15 protein-coding genes are annotated in these 15,820 nt (G+C 65.0%); 14 read left to right on the forward strand and 1 reads right to left on the reverse strand.

Annotation, left to right across the window (positions count from 1 at the left end; translation table 11 throughout):
• Nucleotides 1-109: 109 nt before the first annotated feature.
• The 6 genes from fabF to AC25MA_RS21420 are packed head-to-tail and all read left to right on the forward strand — an operon-like array spanning nt 110 to nt 5,772.
• A complete protein-coding gene (gene fabF / locus AC25MA_RS21395) occupies nt 110-1,354 on the forward strand; it encodes a beta-ketoacyl-ACP synthase II (RefSeq protein ID WP_028690991.1) in 1,245 nt (414 codons plus the stop codon).
• Nucleotides 1,354-2,169, forward strand: coding sequence for an aminodeoxychorismate lyase (gene pabC / locus AC25MA_RS21400; RefSeq protein ID WP_028690992.1), 816 nt, complete (start codon nt 1,354-1,356; stop codon nt 2,167-2,169). The genes fabF and pabC overlap by 1 nt, the downstream gene beginning before the upstream one ends.
• 3 nt (nt 2,170-2,172) lie before the next feature.
• Nucleotides 2,173-3,348, forward strand: coding sequence for an endolytic transglycosylase MltG (mltG, locus tag AC25MA_RS21405; RefSeq protein ID WP_486972368.1), 1,176 nt, complete (start codon nt 2,173-2,175; stop codon nt 3,346-3,348).
• Entirely contained in the window at nt 3,345-3,977 is a 633-nt protein-coding gene (gene tmk / locus AC25MA_RS21410) for a dTMP kinase (protein WP_232853710.1), read from the forward strand. Before mltG ends, tmk begins: the two co-directional genes overlap by 4 nt.
• Nucleotides 3,970-4,956, forward strand: a complete 987-nt coding sequence (locus AC25MA_RS21415) for a DNA polymerase III subunit delta' (protein ID WP_028690995.1) — start codon at nt 3,970-3,972, stop codon at nt 4,954-4,956. The genes tmk and AC25MA_RS21415 overlap by 8 nt, the downstream gene beginning before the upstream one ends.
• Before the next feature lie 33 nt (nt 4,957-4,989).
• The gene (locus AC25MA_RS21420) at nt 4,990-5,772 is read left to right on the forward strand and encodes a TatD family hydrolase (protein WP_186597294.1); all 783 of its coding nucleotides are present in this window, start codon (nt 4,990-4,992) and stop codon (nt 5,770-5,772) included.
• Nucleotides 5,773-6,013: 241 nt separating this feature from the next.
• Here AC25MA_RS21420 and AC25MA_RS21425 read toward each other — a convergent pair whose 3' ends face one another.
• A complete protein-coding gene (locus AC25MA_RS21425) occupies nt 6,014-7,147 on the reverse strand; it encodes an aminotransferase class V-fold PLP-dependent enzyme (protein ID WP_486972369.1) in 1,134 nt (377 codons plus the stop codon).
• Between the two features lie 74 nt (nt 7,148-7,221).
• Here AC25MA_RS21425 and AC25MA_RS21430 point away from each other — a divergent pair, with 74 nt between their 5' ends.
• The 8 genes from AC25MA_RS21430 (at nt 7,222) to fliA (ending at nt 15,733) form a co-directional block, all read left to right on the forward strand.
• Nucleotides 7,222-7,857, forward strand: a complete 636-nt coding sequence (locus tag AC25MA_RS21430; protein ID WP_486972370.1) for a TetR/AcrR family transcriptional regulator — start codon at nt 7,222-7,224, stop codon at nt 7,855-7,857.
• 129 nt (nt 7,858-7,986) lie between these two features.
• Nucleotides 7,987-8,955, forward strand: coding sequence for a GTP 3',8-cyclase MoaA (locus AC25MA_RS21435; RefSeq protein WP_463401948.1), 969 nt, complete (start codon nt 7,987-7,989; stop codon nt 8,953-8,955).
• Nucleotides 8,956-9,021: 66 nt separating this feature from the next.
• The gene (locus tag AC25MA_RS21440) at nt 9,022-9,627 is read left to right on the forward strand and encodes a DUF4823 domain-containing protein (protein ID WP_062361693.1); all 606 of its coding nucleotides are present in this window, start codon (nt 9,022-9,024) and stop codon (nt 9,625-9,627) included.
• A gap of 11 nt (nt 9,628-9,638) precedes the next feature.
• The gene (locus AC25MA_RS21445; protein WP_069017529.1) at nt 9,639-10,199 is read left to right on the forward strand and encodes a DUF1285 domain-containing protein; all 561 of its coding nucleotides are present in this window, start codon (nt 9,639-9,641) and stop codon (nt 10,197-10,199) included.
• A gap of 394 nt (nt 10,200-10,593) precedes the next feature.
• On the forward strand, nt 10,594-12,723 hold the full coding sequence (gene flhA, locus AC25MA_RS21450; protein ID WP_028691002.1) for a flagellar biosynthesis protein FlhA: 2,130 nt from the start codon (nt 10,594-10,596) through the stop codon (nt 12,721-12,723).
• An 11-nt stretch (nt 12,724-12,734) separates the two neighbouring features.
• The gene (flhF, locus tag AC25MA_RS21455) at nt 12,735-14,048 is read left to right on the forward strand and encodes a flagellar biosynthesis GTPase FlhF (RefSeq protein WP_028691003.1); all 1,314 of its coding nucleotides are present in this window, start codon (nt 12,735-12,737) and stop codon (nt 14,046-14,048) included.
• 114 nt (nt 14,049-14,162) lie between these two features.
• Nucleotides 14,163-14,996 (forward strand): flagellar synthesis regulator FleN, encoded by an 834-nt coding sequence (gene fleN / locus AC25MA_RS21460; RefSeq protein WP_016393812.1) that lies wholly within the window; start codon nt 14,163-14,165, stop codon nt 14,994-14,996.
• Nucleotides 14,993-15,733, forward strand: coding sequence for an RNA polymerase sigma factor FliA (gene fliA / locus AC25MA_RS21465; RefSeq protein ID WP_028691004.1), 741 nt, complete (start codon nt 14,993-14,995; stop codon nt 15,731-15,733). Before fleN ends, fliA begins: the two co-directional genes overlap by 4 nt.
• The last annotated feature ends 87 nt before the right edge of the window (nt 15,734-15,820 follow it).

Here is a 15,820-nt window from a genome sequence, read left to right on the forward strand (position 1 = left end):
TGCGGTTTTTTCTTTGCAAGCCCTGCAATCAGCGGAGTCTGTTGCCAGGCCATTGGCCGCGCCAGTGCACTGGCAAGAGACTCTGTAATTTGGAAATGAGGAGAGTACTGTGTCGCGTAGACGCGTCGTGGTCACTGGTATGGGTATGCTGTCGCCACTGGGTACCGATGTACCGAGCACCTGGCAGGGCATTCTGGCTGGCCGCAGTGGCATCGGTCCGATCGAGCATACGGATCTGTCTGCCTACTCCACCCGTTTTGGCGGCTCGGTAAAGGGCTTCGAAGTCGAGCAGTACCTGTCGGCCAAGGAGGCCCGCAAGCTCGACCTGTTCATCCAGTACGGCCTGGCGGCCGGCTTCCAGGCGGTACGCAACGCCGGCCTGGAAATCACCGACGCCAACCGCGAGCGCATCGGCGTGGCCATGGGCTCGGGCATCGGCGGCCTGACCAACATCGAAGAGACCAGCAAGACCCTGCACGAGCAAGGGCCGCGCCGGATCTCGCCGTTCTTCGTGCCGGGCTCGATCATCAACATGATCTCCGGCTTCCTGTCGATCCACCTGGGTCTGCAAGGGCCGAACTACGCGATCGCCACCGCCTGCACCACCGGCACCCACTGCATCGGCATGGCCGCGCGCAACATCGCCTACGGCGAAGCCGACGTGATGATCGCCGGTGGCGCCGAAATGGCCGCCTGCGGGCTGGGCATGGGCGGCTTCGGTGCGTCCCGCGCGCTGTCGACCCGCAACGACGAGCCGGCCCGTGCCAGCCGGCCGTGGGACAAGGGCCGAGACGGCTTCGTGCTGTCCGACGGTGCCGGCGCCCTGGTGCTCGAAGAGCTGGAACACGCCAAGGCCCGTGGCGCCACCATCTACGCCGAGCTGGTCGGCTTCGGCATGAGCGGCGACGCCTATCACATGACCTCGCCGCCCGACTCCGGCGAAGGTGCTGCCCGCTGCATGGCCAATGCCCTGCGTGATGCCGGCATCCAGCCTGAGGATGTCAGCTACATCAACGCCCACGGCACCTCGACGCCGGCCGGCGACGTGGCCGAAGTGGCCGCGATCAAGCGCGTGTTCGGTGAGCATGCCTACAAGCTGGCGGTCAGCTCGACCAAGTCGATGACCGGCCACCTGCTCGGCGCCGCCGGCGCGGTGGAGGCGATCTTCAGCGTCCTGGCGATCAACAGCCAGATGGCGCCGCCGACCATCAACCTGGACGAGCCCGATGAAGGCTGCGACCTGGACTTCGTGCCTCACCAGGCGCGCAGCATGCCGATCGACGTGGTGCTGTCCAACTCGTTCGGCTTCGGTGGCACCAACGGTTCGCTGGTATTCCGTCGGTTCGCCGACTGATGCACAGCTGGATCGATGGCCAGGACGCGGCTGCGGTCAATCTGCAGAACCGCGGCCTGGCCTACGGCGATGGCCTGTTCGAGACCATTGCCGTGCGCGGCGGCAGGCCCAGCCTGCTGGCCCTGCACCTCGACCGCCTGGCGCTGGGTTGCCAGCGGCTGGCGATCGAGGCCGACCTGGCGCTGGTTCGCAATGAACTGTTGCAATTCGCCCAGCTGCTGGGCGAGGGCGTCGCCAAGCTGATCCTGACCCGCGGCGACAGTCAGCGTGGCTATGCCCCGGTGGCTGGCGCCCAGGCGCGGCGCATCCTTCAGGGCAGCCCCTTGCCGGCCTATCCTCGCGAACATGCCGAACAGGGCGTGCGCCTGTACGCCTGTCAGACGCGGTTGGCGGAACAACCGCTGCTGGCCGGGCTCAAACACCTCAACCGCCTCGAGCAGGTGCTGGCCCGCGCCGAATGGCAGGATCCGGCGTTTGCCGAGGGCTTGATGCGTGACGCCCAAGGGCGGGTGATCGAAGGGGTGTACAGCAACCTGTTCCTGGTGCGTGACGGCGTGCTGCTGACTGCCGAGCTGAGCCGTTGTGGCGTGGCCGGGGTGATGCGCGCGGCATTGCTGGAGCAGGCGCGGTTGCTGGGTATTCCCACCCAGGTACGGGACTTGCCGCTGGAGGCGTTGGAGCAGGCCGACGAAGTGTTCGTCTGCAACAGTGTCTACGGCATCTGGCCCGTGCGTGAATTCGCCGCGCTGAACTGGCCGGCCGGGCCGCTCACCCGTAAACTGCAGGCCGTTGCCCGTACGTTACTGGATACCTGATTCGTGAGACGCAAATTCCTGCTGCTGCTGGAAATGAGCTTGATCCTCGCCGGCCTGGCACTGGGCTGGGCCGCCTGGAAGGTCAACTCGGTCCTGGAGCAGCCCCTGCAAGTGGCGCAGGAGCGCCTGCTCGACGTGCCCGGCGGCACGACGCCCAACCGTATGTTCTATCGCATGCAAAGCGAAGGCCTGCTCGACGATCCGCTGTGGCTGCGCCTTTACTGGCGCTTCAACATGGCGGGCACGCCGCTGCATACCGGCGAATACCGGGTGACCCCGGGCATGACCGTGGGGCAGTTGTTCGACGCTTGGAAGCGCGGTGACGTGGTGCAGTACAACCTCACCCTGGTCGAGGGCTGGACCTTCCGCCAGGTGCGTGCCGCGGTGGCCAAGCATGAAAAGCTCAAGCACACCCTCAAAGGCTTGTCCGATTCCGAAGTGATGGACAAGCTCGGCCACACCGGTGTGTTCCCTGAGGGCCGCTTCTTCCCCGACACCTATCGCTTCGTGCGCGGCATGAGCGACGTCGAGCTGCTGCAGCAGGCCTACATGCGTCTGGACGAAGTGCTGGCCAAGGAGTGGGCCGAACGCAGCGCCGACCTGCCGTATCGCGATCCGTACCAGGCGCTGATCATGGCCTCGCTGGTGGAAAAGGAAACCGGCATTCCCCAGGAGCGTGGGCAGATCGCTGGCGTGTTCGTGCGGCGCATGCGCTTGGGCATGATGCTGCAGACCGACCCGACCGTGATCTACGGCATGGGCGAGCGCTACAACGGCAAGATTACCCGCGCCGACCTGCGCGAGCCGACCCCTTACAACACCTACACCATGACCGGCTTGCCGCCGACGCCGATCGCCATGGTCGGACGCGAGGCGATTCACGCCGCGCTAAACCCCAGCGACGGTTCGAGCCTGTACTTCGTTGCCCGGGGTGATGGCAGCCATGTGTTCTCCGACGACCTGGATGATCACAACAGCGCGGTGCGCGAGTTCCAGCTCAAGCGTCGGGCAGACTATCGTTCCAGCCCTGCGCCGCAGGCCGAGCCGGCGACGTCAGCGCCGCAGGCGACCCCGGACGCGGCGCCTGCTCCCGCGCCGCAAAGCGATGCGCCGGCCCCCACCGATGAATCCGCGCCGGCCGACACGTCGGTGCCAGCAGACACTAAGGAACACTCGTGAGCGGTTTGTTTATCACCCTGGAAGGCCCTGAAGGCGCCGGCAAGAGCACCAACCGCGATTACCTGGCGGCACGTTTGCGCGAGCAGGGCGTCGATGTGGTCATGACCCGCGAGCCTGGTGGCACGCCGTTGGCCGAGCGCATCCGCGAACTGCTGCTGGCGCCGAGCGAGGAGCGCATGGCGGTCGACACCGAGCTGCTGCTGATGTTCGCCGCCCGTGCCCAGCACCTGGCCGAAGTCATCCGCCCGGCGCTGGCCCGTGGCGCCGTGGTGCTGTGCGATCGCTTTACCGACGCCACCTACGCCTACCAAGGCGGCGGCCGCGGCCTGCCGGTGGAGCGCATCGCCATCCTCGAGGCCTTCGTCCAGGGCGAGCTGCGTCCTGACCTGACCTTGGTCTTCGATCTGCCCGTGGAGGTCGGCCTGTCCCGTGCCGCGGCCCGTGGCCGGCTGGACCGCTTCGAGCAGGAAGGCCAGGCCTTCTTCGAGGCGGTGCGCCAGGCCTACCTGCAGCGTGCCGGCCAGCAGCCGCAGCGCTACCGGCTGCTGGACGCCGCCCAGCCGCTGAGCGCGGTGCAGCAGGCCATCGACGCCCTGGTGCCGGGTATCCTGGAGCGTTGCCGTGGCTGATGCCTACCCCTGGCAGCAGGCGCTCTGGCAACAACTGGCCGGGCGTGCCCAGCATGCCCATGCCTACCTGCTGCACGGCCCCCAGGGCATCGGCAAGCGCGCCCTGGCCGAGCGCCTGATGGCGCGGCTGCTGTGCCAGCAGCCGCAGGGGTTGGATGCCTGCGGCCAGTGCAAGTCGTGCCTGTTGCTCAAGGCAGGCAGCCACCCGGACAACTTCGTGCTGGAGCCGGAGGAGGCCGACAAGCCGATCAAGATCGACCAAGTGCGTGATCTGGTGTCGTTCGTGGTGCAAACCGCCCAGCAGGGCGGGCGCAAGGTGGTGCTGATCGAGCCGGTGGAGGCGATGAACATCAATGCCTCCAACGCCCTGCTCAAGAGCCTGGAAGAGCCCTCCGGCGATACCGTGCTGCTGCTGGTCAGCCACCAGCCCAGCCGTCTGCTGCCAACCATCAAGAGCCGCTGCCAGCAGGTCGCCTGCCCGCAGCCGAGCCAGGAGCAGAGCCGCGCCTGGCTGGCCGCCGCCCTTGCCGGCAGCGCCGAGGAAGAGCGCGAGGAGCTGCTGACCCTGGCCGCCGGTTCGCCGCTGATGGCCGTGAGCCTGCAGGCCCAGGGCGTGCGCGAGCAGCGTGCGCTGGTGGCCGAGGGGGTGAAGAAGTTGCTCAAGCAGCAGCAGTCGCCCAGTCAGCTGGCCGAGGCCTGGAGCAACGTGCCGTTGCTGCTGCTGTTCGACTGGTTCTGCGACTGGTCGCACCTGATCCTGCGCTACCAGTTGACCCAGGATGAGGAAGGACTAGGCTTGGCCGACATGCGCAAGGTGCTGCAGTACCTGGCGCAGAAGAGCCGCCAGGGCAAGGTGCTGGAGGTCCAGGCGTGGATCCTCGAACAGCGCCAGAAGGTGCTGGGCAAGGCCAACCTCAACCGTGTACTGCTGCTCGAAGCCTTGCTCGCCCACTGGGTGCAGCTGCCGGGCATGCGCTGATTTCCACCGTTCATTCATGTGTGTCGTGTTCCCATGCTCGTAGATTCCCATTGCCACCTCGACCGTCTCGACCTGAGCGCCCACCAGGGCTCTCTCGACGCCGCCCTGCAGGCGGCCCGTGAGCGCGGGGTAGGGCACTTCCTGTGCATCGGCGTGAGCGCCGAGAATGCCGGCGCGGTCAAGGCGCTGAGCGAGCGCTATGCCGACGTGGACTGCTCGGTGGGCGTGCACCCGCTCGACCTGGCGCCCGGCGAGACGCCGGCCCTGGAGTGGCTGCTGCGCGAACTGGCCCACCCGCATGTGGTGGCCATTGGCGAGACCGGGCTGGACTACCACTACGAGCCGGAGGCCGCCGAGTTGCAGCAGGCCTCGTTCCGCCTGCATCTGGAGGCTTCGCGGCAGACCGGCAAGCCGGTCATCGTGCATACCCGGGCGGCCCGCGAGGACACCCTGGCGCTGCTGCGCGAGGCCAGCCTGCCCCAGGCCGGGGTGCTGCACTGCTTCACCGAGGACTGGCCGATGGCCAGGGCCGCGCTGGACCTGGGCTACTACATCTCGCTGTCCGGCATCGTCACCTTCCGCAATGCCGACGCCCTGCGCGAGGTGGCCCGGCAGGTGCCGGTGGATCGCCTGCTGGTGGAGACCGATTCGCCGTACCTGGCGCCGATCCCGCATCGCGGCAAGCCGAACCTGCCGCAGTATGTGCGAGAAGTGGCCGAGTATGTGGCGTCGCTGCGCGGGGTGAGCTACGAGCAGTTGGCTGGGCAGACGACCAGCAACTTCAAGCGACTGTTCCCGCTGGCAAGAGTGGCCTGAAGTCGCTGCGCCGAACCTTCCGAGCCGGGCAAAAAAAACCCGGGTTCTGGGGGGGGAATCCGGGTTAAGACCATTAGGAGTAAAACAAAGGCACACGGTCCCTGGGCACCTTTATCGACGCGCCACTTGGGGGGGATGCGCCGCGCCAACACTTCAAGTATTGGTCAGGATTGGCGCCTCGCCAGCGGCGATTGATCGTTTTTTAAACAGATTTGGAATACGATCGCAGCCCCTTGCGCGTTCAGTGCATGGCAATCTGTCCTACCTGCCGCAGTACTTCGTCGATCAGGCGGTGGTCGGTATAGAAATGTGGGGAAAACCGTACCCCAGGGCCGCGTACTGCACAAATTACTCCGTTATTGCTCAGGGCCCGATAAATGTCGGCGTTGGCATGGCCGTCCAGGCTGAAACTGACGATGCCGGCCCGCCGTGAAGGATCGCCCGGGCTGTGCAACTGCGCACCAGGGATGGCCGTGAGCCCTCGATACAGCTGCTCGATCCGCTGCGCCAACTGTTCGGCGACCACCGTCATGCCGACATCCTCCAGCAGCGACAGGCTGGCCTCCAGCGCGCAGGCGCCGAGCATGTTCGGGCTGCCGCACTCGAAGCGCCGCGCACTGCGCGCCGGTTGCCACTGGCGGCGTTCGAAGTCGCCAAGGCGTTCGAGCATGTGCCAACCATAGGCATGCAGCGTCAACTGCCGACGCAGCTCGCTACGGCAATAGAACACCCCCAGCCCCTCGGGGCCGAGCATCCACTTGTGGCCGTCGGCCATGGCGAAGTCGCATTGGTAGTGCTGCACATCGAAGGGCAGGGCGCCGACCTGCTGGATCGCATCGACGCAGAACAGCACGCCGCGCTGGCGGCAGGCGGCGCCCAGGCGTGCCAGGTCCAGGCGCAGGCCGCCGGCGAACTGCACGGCGCTGACCGACAGCAAGCGCGTTCGCGGGCCGCAGGCGGCGATCAGCGCCGCTTCCGGATCGGCGACGGCCAGGCTTGCCTCGACCACTTCGACCCCGCGATCAGCCAGGGCCTGCCAGACCACGCGGTTGGAGGGGAATTCCTCGTCGCTGATGACGACCTGGTCGCCGGGCCGCCAGTCCAGGCCAAAGGCCACCAGCGACAGCGCCTGGGAGGTGTTGCCCACCAGGGCGATGTCGCCGATGGTGGGCGCATTCAGCAGGCGTGCCAGGCGTTCGCGCAGGCGGCGCTCGGTGGCCAGCCAGGCGGGATATTCGTGGGCGCCCAGGCGGACGTTATCCTGGGCGAAGCGCGCCACGGCCTCGGCGGTCCGGCGCGGCCAGGGGGCGATCGCCGCGTGATTCAGGTAGCACAGGCCCGGCGCCTGCTCGAACTCATCAAGAAACACAGACATGGTTGGAAGATCCGTGCAATTTGCCGCCAGTTAGGCATAATAATCCGCTTCGATTGTCATCCCAGTCCTTCTTTATGCAGAAAGAACCTCGCAAGGTCCGTGAGTTTCGCCGTCGCGAACAAGAGATCCTCGACACGGCGCTCAAGCTGTTTCTCGAACAGGGTGAAGACAGCGTCACCGTCGAGATGATCGCCGACGCCGTCGGTATCGGCAAAGGCACGATCTACAAGCACTTCAAGTCCAAGGCGGAAATCTACCTGCGCCTGATGCTCGACTACGAGCGCGACCTGAATGAGCTGTTGCATTCGGCTGACGTCGACCGCGACAAGGAAGCCCTGTCGCGTGCCTACTTCGAGTTCCGCATGCGCGACCCGCAGCGCTACCGGTTGTTCGACCGCCTGGAAGAGAAGGTGGTCAAGGGCAATCAGGTGCCGGAAATGGTCGAGCAGCTACACAGCATCCGCGCCTCCAACTTCGATCGCCTCACCCAGCTGATCAAGGGGCGCATCAGCGAGGGCAAGCTCGAGGACGTGCCGCCGTACTTCCACTACTGCGCGGCCTGGGCGCTGGTCCATGGCGCGGTGGCGCTGTACCACTCGCCGTTCTGGAGCAATGTGCTCGAAGATCAGGAAGGTTTCTTCCAGTTCCTCATGGACATCGGCGTGCGCATGGGCAACAAGCGCAAGCGCGACCCGGAAGCCCCGAACTAAAGCCGTCCAAGGCGCGCCCGTCGAGTCTTCGGCGGGCGCGTTGCATCCAGGCTTCGACGGGAAGGCTTGCAAAAACCTGATTTTTGAGTCAGGTTTTGCCCGCCAGAATCTTCCACGCCGGAGTCATCCATGATCGTCGATCGTCAAGGCAGGCGCTTTCGCAACCTGCGCGTCAGCCTGACTGCTGCCTGCAACTATGCCTGCACCTACTGCGTGCCCGATGGCAAGCGCCTGGTAGCGGCGCAGGACGAGCTCACGGCGGATGCCCTGGCCCGGGGCGTGGCCTACCTGGTGGAGGCGGCCGGGGTCGAACGGCTGCGCATCACTGGCGGCGAGCCGCTGGTCAGCCCGCGACTGGAAGCGTTTCTCGGCGCGGTGGCGGGCCTGGGGCTGGACGACATCAGCCTGACCACTAACGGTCAGTTGCTCGCCCGCAAGCTGCCGCTGCTGCGTGATGCCGGTATCCGCCGGCTCAATGTTTCCCTCGACACTCTCGACGCCAGTGCCTTTCGCCGGATCGCCCGGGGCGGCGACCTGGCCAGCGTCCTGGCGGGCATGGCGCAGGCCGGTGCTGCGGGCATGGCGATCAAGGTCAACATGGTGCCCATGCGCGGACAGAACCTCGATCAGGTGCTGCCACTGCTCGACTACTGCCTCGAACGGGGCTACGAGCTGCGCTTCATCGAGCTGATGCGCATGGGCCACCTGGCGCGCGACGCAAATGCCTTCCTGCAGCAGTTCGTTGGCCTGGAGCAACTGCTGGCGCTGATCGGCGAGTCGTACAGCTATGAGCAGGCGCCGCGCCCGCTGGATGCCACGGCCCTGCGCTACCGCATTCCCGGCAGGGGGCATTTCGGCGTGATCGCCAACGAGAGCGTGCCGTTCTGTCGCAGCTGTTCGCGCCTGCGCTTGTCGTCCACCGGCTGGCTGCATGGCTGCCTGTCGTCGAGCAATCGTCACTTTGTCGGCGACCTGCTGGACAAGCCCCGACATCAGGCGCTCCCGGCATTGCAGAGGCTGCTGGTGAGGGCCCTGGCGGACAAGCAGGACGTGGCGTTCTCTGGCGATGTGATGGTGATGAAGGTAATCGGCGGCTGACTCTGGCGCAAAAGCTGCATCCTGCGGCTATTCGCCGGTTTTTCGTCACCGGTTTCTGGAGGAAAGATGCGTAGCCTGGTCTTGCTGCTGGCGCTGATGGCGTTGGGCGGCTGCATGAATGTCAGCGATATGGGGGAGGGCGTCCGTTACCACATGAGTGATGCGGGCTTGCTGGACCACAGCGACACCACCCGTACCCTGTCGATCCGCCTGCAGCCGGACTCGTTCATCTTCATCGGCCAGGGCGCATTCGTGCCGCCGGGCAAGGGGCCGCTGCCACGGCAGAACGCAGTCGCCGAGGAGGCCTTCAAAAGCTTCGTCGAGTACTTCCCGCTGGTGCGTCGCGCCCAGGGGCCGCTGGGTCTGGAAGACGCGATCGCCGAGGCCCGCGCGGTGGGTGCCGACTATGTGCTCTACACCCGTTTCGCCCGCACCGACGATCGCATCGGCAACGGTGACGAGTGGTATGACGAGCAGGCTGTCGATCGCCTGGGTTGGGACCGTGGCGTGGTGCAGATGATGCTGATCGAAACCAGCACGCGCTACCTGATCGACACCGCGCGTATCAAGAGTCGCGGCGGTTTGTTGACGTTCCACGACAACACGCCACAGGATTTGCTTGCCGCGCCGATGCGCGAGTACGCTCGTAGCCTTCTGGGCATGAGCAACTGAGCGAGCGTGTCATGAGCGATTCCGGCAAGGCCAACGATCTGCTGGCGCAGATCCCCGCGCACAAGGGGCTGCCCCCGGTACACCTGTGGAACCCGGACTTCTGCGGTGACATCGACATGCGGATCGCCCGGGACGGGACCTGGTACTACCTGGGGACGCCGATCGGTCGCAAGCCGATGGTGCGGTTGTTCTCTACCATCATTCGGCGTGACGGGGACGACTACTTCCTGGTTACGCCGGTGGAGAAGGTCGGGATCCGGGTCGATGACGCACCATTTGTCGCCGTGCTACTGGATGTCGAGGGCAGCGGGGAGCAGCAGGTGCTGCGGTTTACCAGCAATGTCGACGATCAGGTCGAGGCTGGGCCGGGCCATCCGCTGCGGGTGGAGCTCGATCCGGTTACCGATGAACCCTCTCCTTACCTGTTGATGCGTGGAAACCTTGAAGCGCTGGTGCATCGCAATGTGTTCTATCAGTTGGTGGAACTGGCGGTTTCCCGGGAGATCGACGGGGAGGAGTGGCTTGGGGTTTGGAGTCGGGGTGAGTTTTATCTTATTGGGCGCAATGGGTAGTGGTTTTTCTGGGCTTCCATAGCCCCTTTCAAAGGCAGCTTTAATGGGTTGGCCGATTACCGATTGTGCGGTGGTTTTGTAAGTTGTATGCGCATTCATTGGCAATGTCGACGCTTGTTCGCCCGTACTGAAAGGTGAGTGAGCGGCGACAGCGCCAAAGAGTGCGCATGCGGAAATCAAAGCCCACACTCTTTGCCCGAACCCGAACCCGAACCCGAACCCGAACCCGAACCCGAACCCGAACCCGAACCCGAACCCGAACCCGAACCCGAACCCGAACCCGAACCCGAACCCGACCCCCCGAAAAGCCCCCCCAGAAAAGTTGGAAAGCTTCTTGCAAAGGCAGCGCCAGTCGCCACGCAGGCGTCAAAGTTTTGCTTGAAGAGGAATCGCGGTGGATCGCACTCAGTTAATCAGCAGCGCCCGTAACAACCTGGCCGGTCTCGGTCGGGGCAACCTCGGCGTGCCGCTGCTCCTGCTGGTGATGCTGGCAATGATGATGTTGCCGATCCCGCCGTTCCTGCTCGACGTGTTCTTCACCTTCAACATCGCCCTGTCGATCGTGGTCTTGCTGGTCTGCGTCTACGCCCTGCGTCCTCTGGATTTCGCCGCGTTCCCTACCATCCTGCTGGTGGCCACGCTGCTGCGCCTGGCGCTGAACGTTGCTTCCACCCGAGTGGTCATGCTCCACGGCCAGGAAGGTCACGGCGCCGCGGGCAAGGTGATCCAGGCCTTCGGTGAAGTGGTGATTGGCGGCAATTACGTCGTCGGTGCGGTGGTGTTCGCCATCCTCATGATCATCAACTTCGTCGTGGTGACCAAGGGCGCCGGGCGCATCTCCGAGGTGAGCGCGCGCTTCACCCTCGACGCCATGCCGGGCAAGCAGATGGCCATCGACGCCGACCTCAACGCTGGCCTGATCGACCAGGCCCAGGCCAAGTCCCGTCGCGCCGAGGTCGCCCAGGAGGCCGAGTTCTACGGCTCCATGGACGGTGCCAGCAAGTTCGTCCGCGGTGACGCCATTGCCGGCCTGCTGATCCTCTTCATCAACCTCATCGGCGGCATGCTCATCGGTATGCTGCAGCACAACATGACCTTTGCCGATGCCGGCAAGGTCTATGCCCTGCTGACCATCGGTGACGGTTTGGTGGCGCAATTGCCATCGCTGCTGCTGTCCACCGCGGCCGCGATCATGGTCACCCGTGCCTCGGGCTCCGAGGACATGGGCAAGCTGATCAACCGGCAAATGTTCGACTCGCCGAAGGCCTTGGGTGTGTCGGCCGCGCTGATGATCATCATGGGCCTGGTCCCAGGCATGCCGCATGTCGCCTTCCTCAGCCTCGGCGCACTGGCCGGTGGCGGCGCTTACCTGGTATGGAAGAAACAACAGAAGGCCAAAGCCGTCGCCCAACAGGAGGCCCAGCGCCAGCAGGACCTGCTGCCATCGCCGCAGCGCGCCATGGAAACCAAGGAGCTGGGCTGGGACGACGTCACCCCCATCGACATGATCGGCCTGGAGGTCGGCTATCGCTTGATCCCGCTGGTGGACCGCAACCAGGGCGGCCAACTGCTGGCGCGGATCAAGGGCGTGCGCAAGAAACTGTCCCAGGACCTGGGTTTCCTCATGCCCACCGTGCACATTCGCGACAACCTTGACCTGCAACCCAGCGCCTATCGTCTGACCCTGATGGGCGTGATCCTGGCCGAAGCCGAGATCTACCCGGACCGGGAGCTGGCAATCAACCCCGGCCAAGTATTCGGTACCCTCAACGGCATCGCCTCGCGCGATCCGGCGTTCGGCCTGGAGGCGGTGTGGATCGATGTCGGCCAGCGCGCCCAGGCGCAGTCGCTGGGCTATACCGTGGTCGACGCCAGCACCGTGGTCGCCACCCACCTCAACCAGATCCTGCAGAAGCACTGCCACGAGCTGATCGGGCACGAGGAGGTGGTGCAGCTGCTGCAGGTGCTGGCCAAGGTCTCGCCGAAACTGGCCGAGGAGGTGGTGCCGGGTGTCATTTCCTTGTCGGGCCTGCTCAAGGTCTTGCAGGCGTTGCTCGCCGAACAGGTGCCGGTGCGTGACATCCGCAGCATTGCCGAAGCCATCGCCAACAATCCGACAAAGAGTCAAGATACCGCCGCGCTGGTTGCGTTGGTGCGGGTCGGATTGTCCCGCGCCATCGTGCAAAGCATTGTTGGCGTTGAGTCCGAGCTGCCTGTGATCACTTTGGAGCCAAGGTTGGAACAGATCTTGCTCAATAGTCTGCAAAGGGCCGGGCAGGGTCAGGAAGATGGTGTTCTTCTTGAGCCGAGCATGGCCGAAAAGCTTCAGCGCTCGTTGATCGAGGCGGCCCAGCGTCAGGAAATGCAGGGTCAGCCGGCTATCCTCCTGGTTGCCGGCCCGATCCGCGCCATGCTGTCGCGCTTCGGTCGCCTGGCAGTACCGAATTTGCATGTTTTGGCGTATCAGGAAATACCTGACAACAAGCAAGTCACCATCGTTGCCACCGTGGGCCCGAACGGCTGAGGTAGTGGGTTATGCAAGTTAAGCGTTTTTTCGCCGCCGATATGCGTCAGGCCATGAAGCTGGTCCGGGATGAGCTCGGCTCCGACGCCGCCATCATCGGCAACCGGCGCATCGCTGGCGGTGTCGAACTGACGGCTGCGCTGGACTACAAACTGTCCGCCCTGGCCCCACGCGTGCCCAATGCGGAGCTCGAGGACGAGCTACGCAAGACCCAGTCGCGCATCGTCACCGCCCAGGCCGAACTGACCGGGCGCGGCGATGCCGTCGAGGGCGGCAACCGTCAGCTGTTCGCCGGCCAGTCGCTGACCGCGTCCGAGCCGTTGATCGAAGCGCATGTGGATGAGCCTGCACCGATCGCCGCCGCAGCGCCGGCCCCGGTTGATCCGCGCCTGTTCGACGCCATGCGCTTCGAACTGACCGGTCTGCGCGAGCTGCTGGAAGTCCAGCTCGGTTCGCTCGCCTGGAGTCAGTTGCAGGGCAGCAAGCCACAGCAGGCCAACCTCTGGCGCCGCCTGCAGCGCCTGGGTCTGTCAGGCGGCTTGGCGCGCGAGCTGCTCGACCTCACTGCCGAGATCGAAGAGCCGCGTCATGCCTGGCGCATGGTCCTGGCGCACCTGGCGCGGATGATCGACATACCTGAGATCGAACCGATCGAGGAGGGCGGTGTCATCGCCATGGTCGGCCCGGCCGGCATGGGCAAGACCACCACCCTGGCCAAGCTGGCCGCGCGCTATGTACTCAAGTACGGCGCGAACAACCTGGCGCTGGTGAGCATGGACAGCTTCCGCATCGGTGCCCAGGAGCAGCTCAAGACCCTCGGGCGTATCCTCAATGTGCCGGTCACTTATGTCGATCCGGGCGAGTCGCTGGCCCAGGCGCTGGAGCCGCTGCTGCGCAAGCGCGTGGTGCTGATCGACACCGCCGGCCTGCAGGCCAGCGACCCGGCGCTGCGCATGCAGCTCGAGACCCTGGCCGGGCGCGGTATCGCCGCCAAGAATTACCTGGTGCTGGCGACCACCAGCCAGAAGCAGGTGCTCACCGCCGCCTACCACAGCTACAAACGCTGCGGCCTGGCCGGTTGCATCCTGACCAAACTCGATGAAACGGCATGCCTCGGCGAAGTGCTGAGCCTAGCCATCAGTCATGAACTACCGGTGGCCTATCTGACCGATGGGCCGCGCATTCCTGACGACCTGCAACTGCCGCGCAAGCACCAGCTGGTGAGTCGCGCGGTCAGTGTGCAGTTGCAGGACGAGCCCAGCGACGAGGCCATGGCCGACATGTTCGCTGATCTCTACCACAACCCTGGCAAGCGTGCGGGTTGAGGGTGAATACTGTGCAAAGTACCTACATCATGGGGTTGCCCGGCCGTACCGTGGCCTTGAACGTTCAGCCCCTCATGTGGCCTGGGTCCAAGCGAGACAAGGTAAAGAACAGACATGGGTAGCATGCATCCCGTACAGGTGATCGCCGTGACCGGTGGCAAAGGTGGCGTCGGCAAGACTAACGTTTCAGTGAACCTGTCTCTGGCGTTAGCCGAGCTCGGCCGCCGGGTCATGTTGCTGGACGCCGACCTGGGCCTGGCCAATGTCGACGTTCTGCTGGGGCTCACGCCCAAGCGTACCCTGGCCGATGTCATCGAGGGTCGCTGCGAGCTGCGCGATGTGCTGCTGCAGGGGCCTGGCGGTGTGCGCATCGTCCCGGCGGCTTCCGGCACCCAGAGCATGGTGCACCTGGCGCCAGCCCAACATGCCGGCCTGATCCAGGCCTTCAGCGAGATCGGCGACAACCTCGACGTGCTGGTGATCGACACCGCTGCGGGTATTGGTGACTCGGTAGTCAGCTTCGTCCGCGCCGCCCAGGAGGTGCTGCTGGTGGTGTGCGACGAGCCTACCTCGATCACCGACGCCTACGCCCTGATCAAGCTGCTCAACCGCGACTACGGGATGAATCGCTTCCGCGTGCTGGCCAACATGGCCCAGAGCCCGCAGGAAGGGCGCAACCTGTTCGCCAAGTTGACCAAGGTCACGGATCGTTTCCTTGACGTCGCCCTACAATACGTCGGTGCCGTGCCGTACGACGAATGTGTGCGCAAGGCCGTGCAGAAGCAGCGGGCTGTATACGAGGCCTTCCCGCGGTCCAAGTGCGCGCTGGCTTTCAAGGCCATTGCGCAGAAGGTCGACAGCTGGCCGCTGCCTGCCAACCCGCGCGGACACCTGGAATTCTTCGTCGAGCGCCTGGTGCAGCCCACCAGTGCAGGGCCGGTGCTATGAACGCGAGCGGTTTCAAGATGTACAGCAAGGCCGCCAAGGACGCTCAGTACGAGCTGATCGAGCGCTACGCGCCGCTGGTCAAGCGCATCGCCTACCACCTGCTGGCGCGTTTGCCGGCCAACGTCCAGGTCGAGGACCTGATCCAGGCTGGGATGATCGGCCTGCTGGAAGTGGCCAACAAGTATGACGCCAGCAAGGGCGCCAGCTTCGAAACCTACGCCGGCATCCGCATCCGCGGCGCCATGCTCGACGAAGTGCGCAAGGGCGACTGGGCACCGCGCTCGGTGCACCGCAACACGCGTATGGTCAGCGACGCGATCCGCTGTGTTGAAGCAAAGACAGGGCGCGACGCTAAAGATCACGAGGTTGCTGCCGAACTCCAATTGAGTCTCGATGATTACTACGGGATTCTGAACGACACCTTGGGCAGTCGCCTGTTCAGTTTCGACGACCTGCTGCAGGACGGCGAACACGAGGGGCTGCACGAGGACGGAGCCAGCGGCCAGCTGGAGCCATCGCGGGACCTGGAGGACGAGCGCTTCCAGGCCGCCCTGGCCGATGCGATTGCCAACCTGCCGGAGCGCGAGCGCCTGGTCCTGGCGCTGTACTACGACGAAGAGCTGAACCTCAAGGAAATCGGTGAGGTCCTGGGGGTCAGCGAATCGCGTGTCAGCCAGTTGCACAGCCAGTGCGCGGCGCGTCTGCGCAGCCGCCTGGGGGAATGGCGGGCGCGTTGAACCAGGTTTGATGCAGTCGTTTTTTTGTGGTGCCGAATTGATTGAGTGCGCGCTCGGCGCCGAGCGCGTTTAAGACTGCTTGGAGGT

The organism is Pseudomonas sp. P65(2024), assembly GCF_057480955.1.

What these genes read in the sequence shown, in the direction of transcription:
- AC25MA_RS21445 (WP_069017529.1), top strand. Translation starts at nt 9,639, where the DNA reads ATGAGCGATTCCGGCAAGGCCAACGATCTGCTGGCGCAGATCCCCGCG.
- flhF (WP_028691003.1), top strand. Translation starts at nt 12,735, where the DNA reads ATGCAAGTTAAGCGTTTTTTCGCCGCCGATATGCGTCAGGCCATGAAG.
- AC25MA_RS21425 (WP_486972369.1), bottom strand. Translation starts at nt 7,147, where the DNA reads ATGTCTGTGTTTCTTGATGAGTTCGAGCAGGCGCCGGGCCTGTGCTAC.
- AC25MA_RS21420 (WP_186597294.1), top strand. Translation starts at nt 4,990, where the DNA reads ATGCTCGTAGATTCCCATTGCCACCTCGACCGTCTCGACCTGAGCGCC.
- AC25MA_RS21435 (WP_463401948.1), top strand. Translation starts at nt 7,987, where the DNA reads ATGATCGTCGATCGTCAAGGCAGGCGCTTTCGCAACCTGCGCGTCAGC.
- AC25MA_RS21430 (WP_486972370.1), top strand. Translation starts at nt 7,222, where the DNA reads ATGCAGAAAGAACCTCGCAAGGTCCGTGAGTTTCGCCGTCGCGAACAA.
- fleN (WP_016393812.1), top strand. Translation starts at nt 14,163, where the DNA reads ATGGGTAGCATGCATCCCGTACAGGTGATCGCCGTGACCGGTGGCAAA.
- fliA (WP_028691004.1), top strand. Translation starts at nt 14,993, where the DNA reads ATGAACGCGAGCGGTTTCAAGATGTACAGCAAGGCCGCCAAGGACGCT.
- AC25MA_RS21440 (WP_062361693.1), top strand. Translation starts at nt 9,022, where the DNA reads ATGCGTAGCCTGGTCTTGCTGCTGGCGCTGATGGCGTTGGGCGGCTGC.
- pabC (WP_028690992.1), top strand. Translation starts at nt 1,354, where the DNA reads ATGCACAGCTGGATCGATGGCCAGGACGCGGCTGCGGTCAATCTGCAG.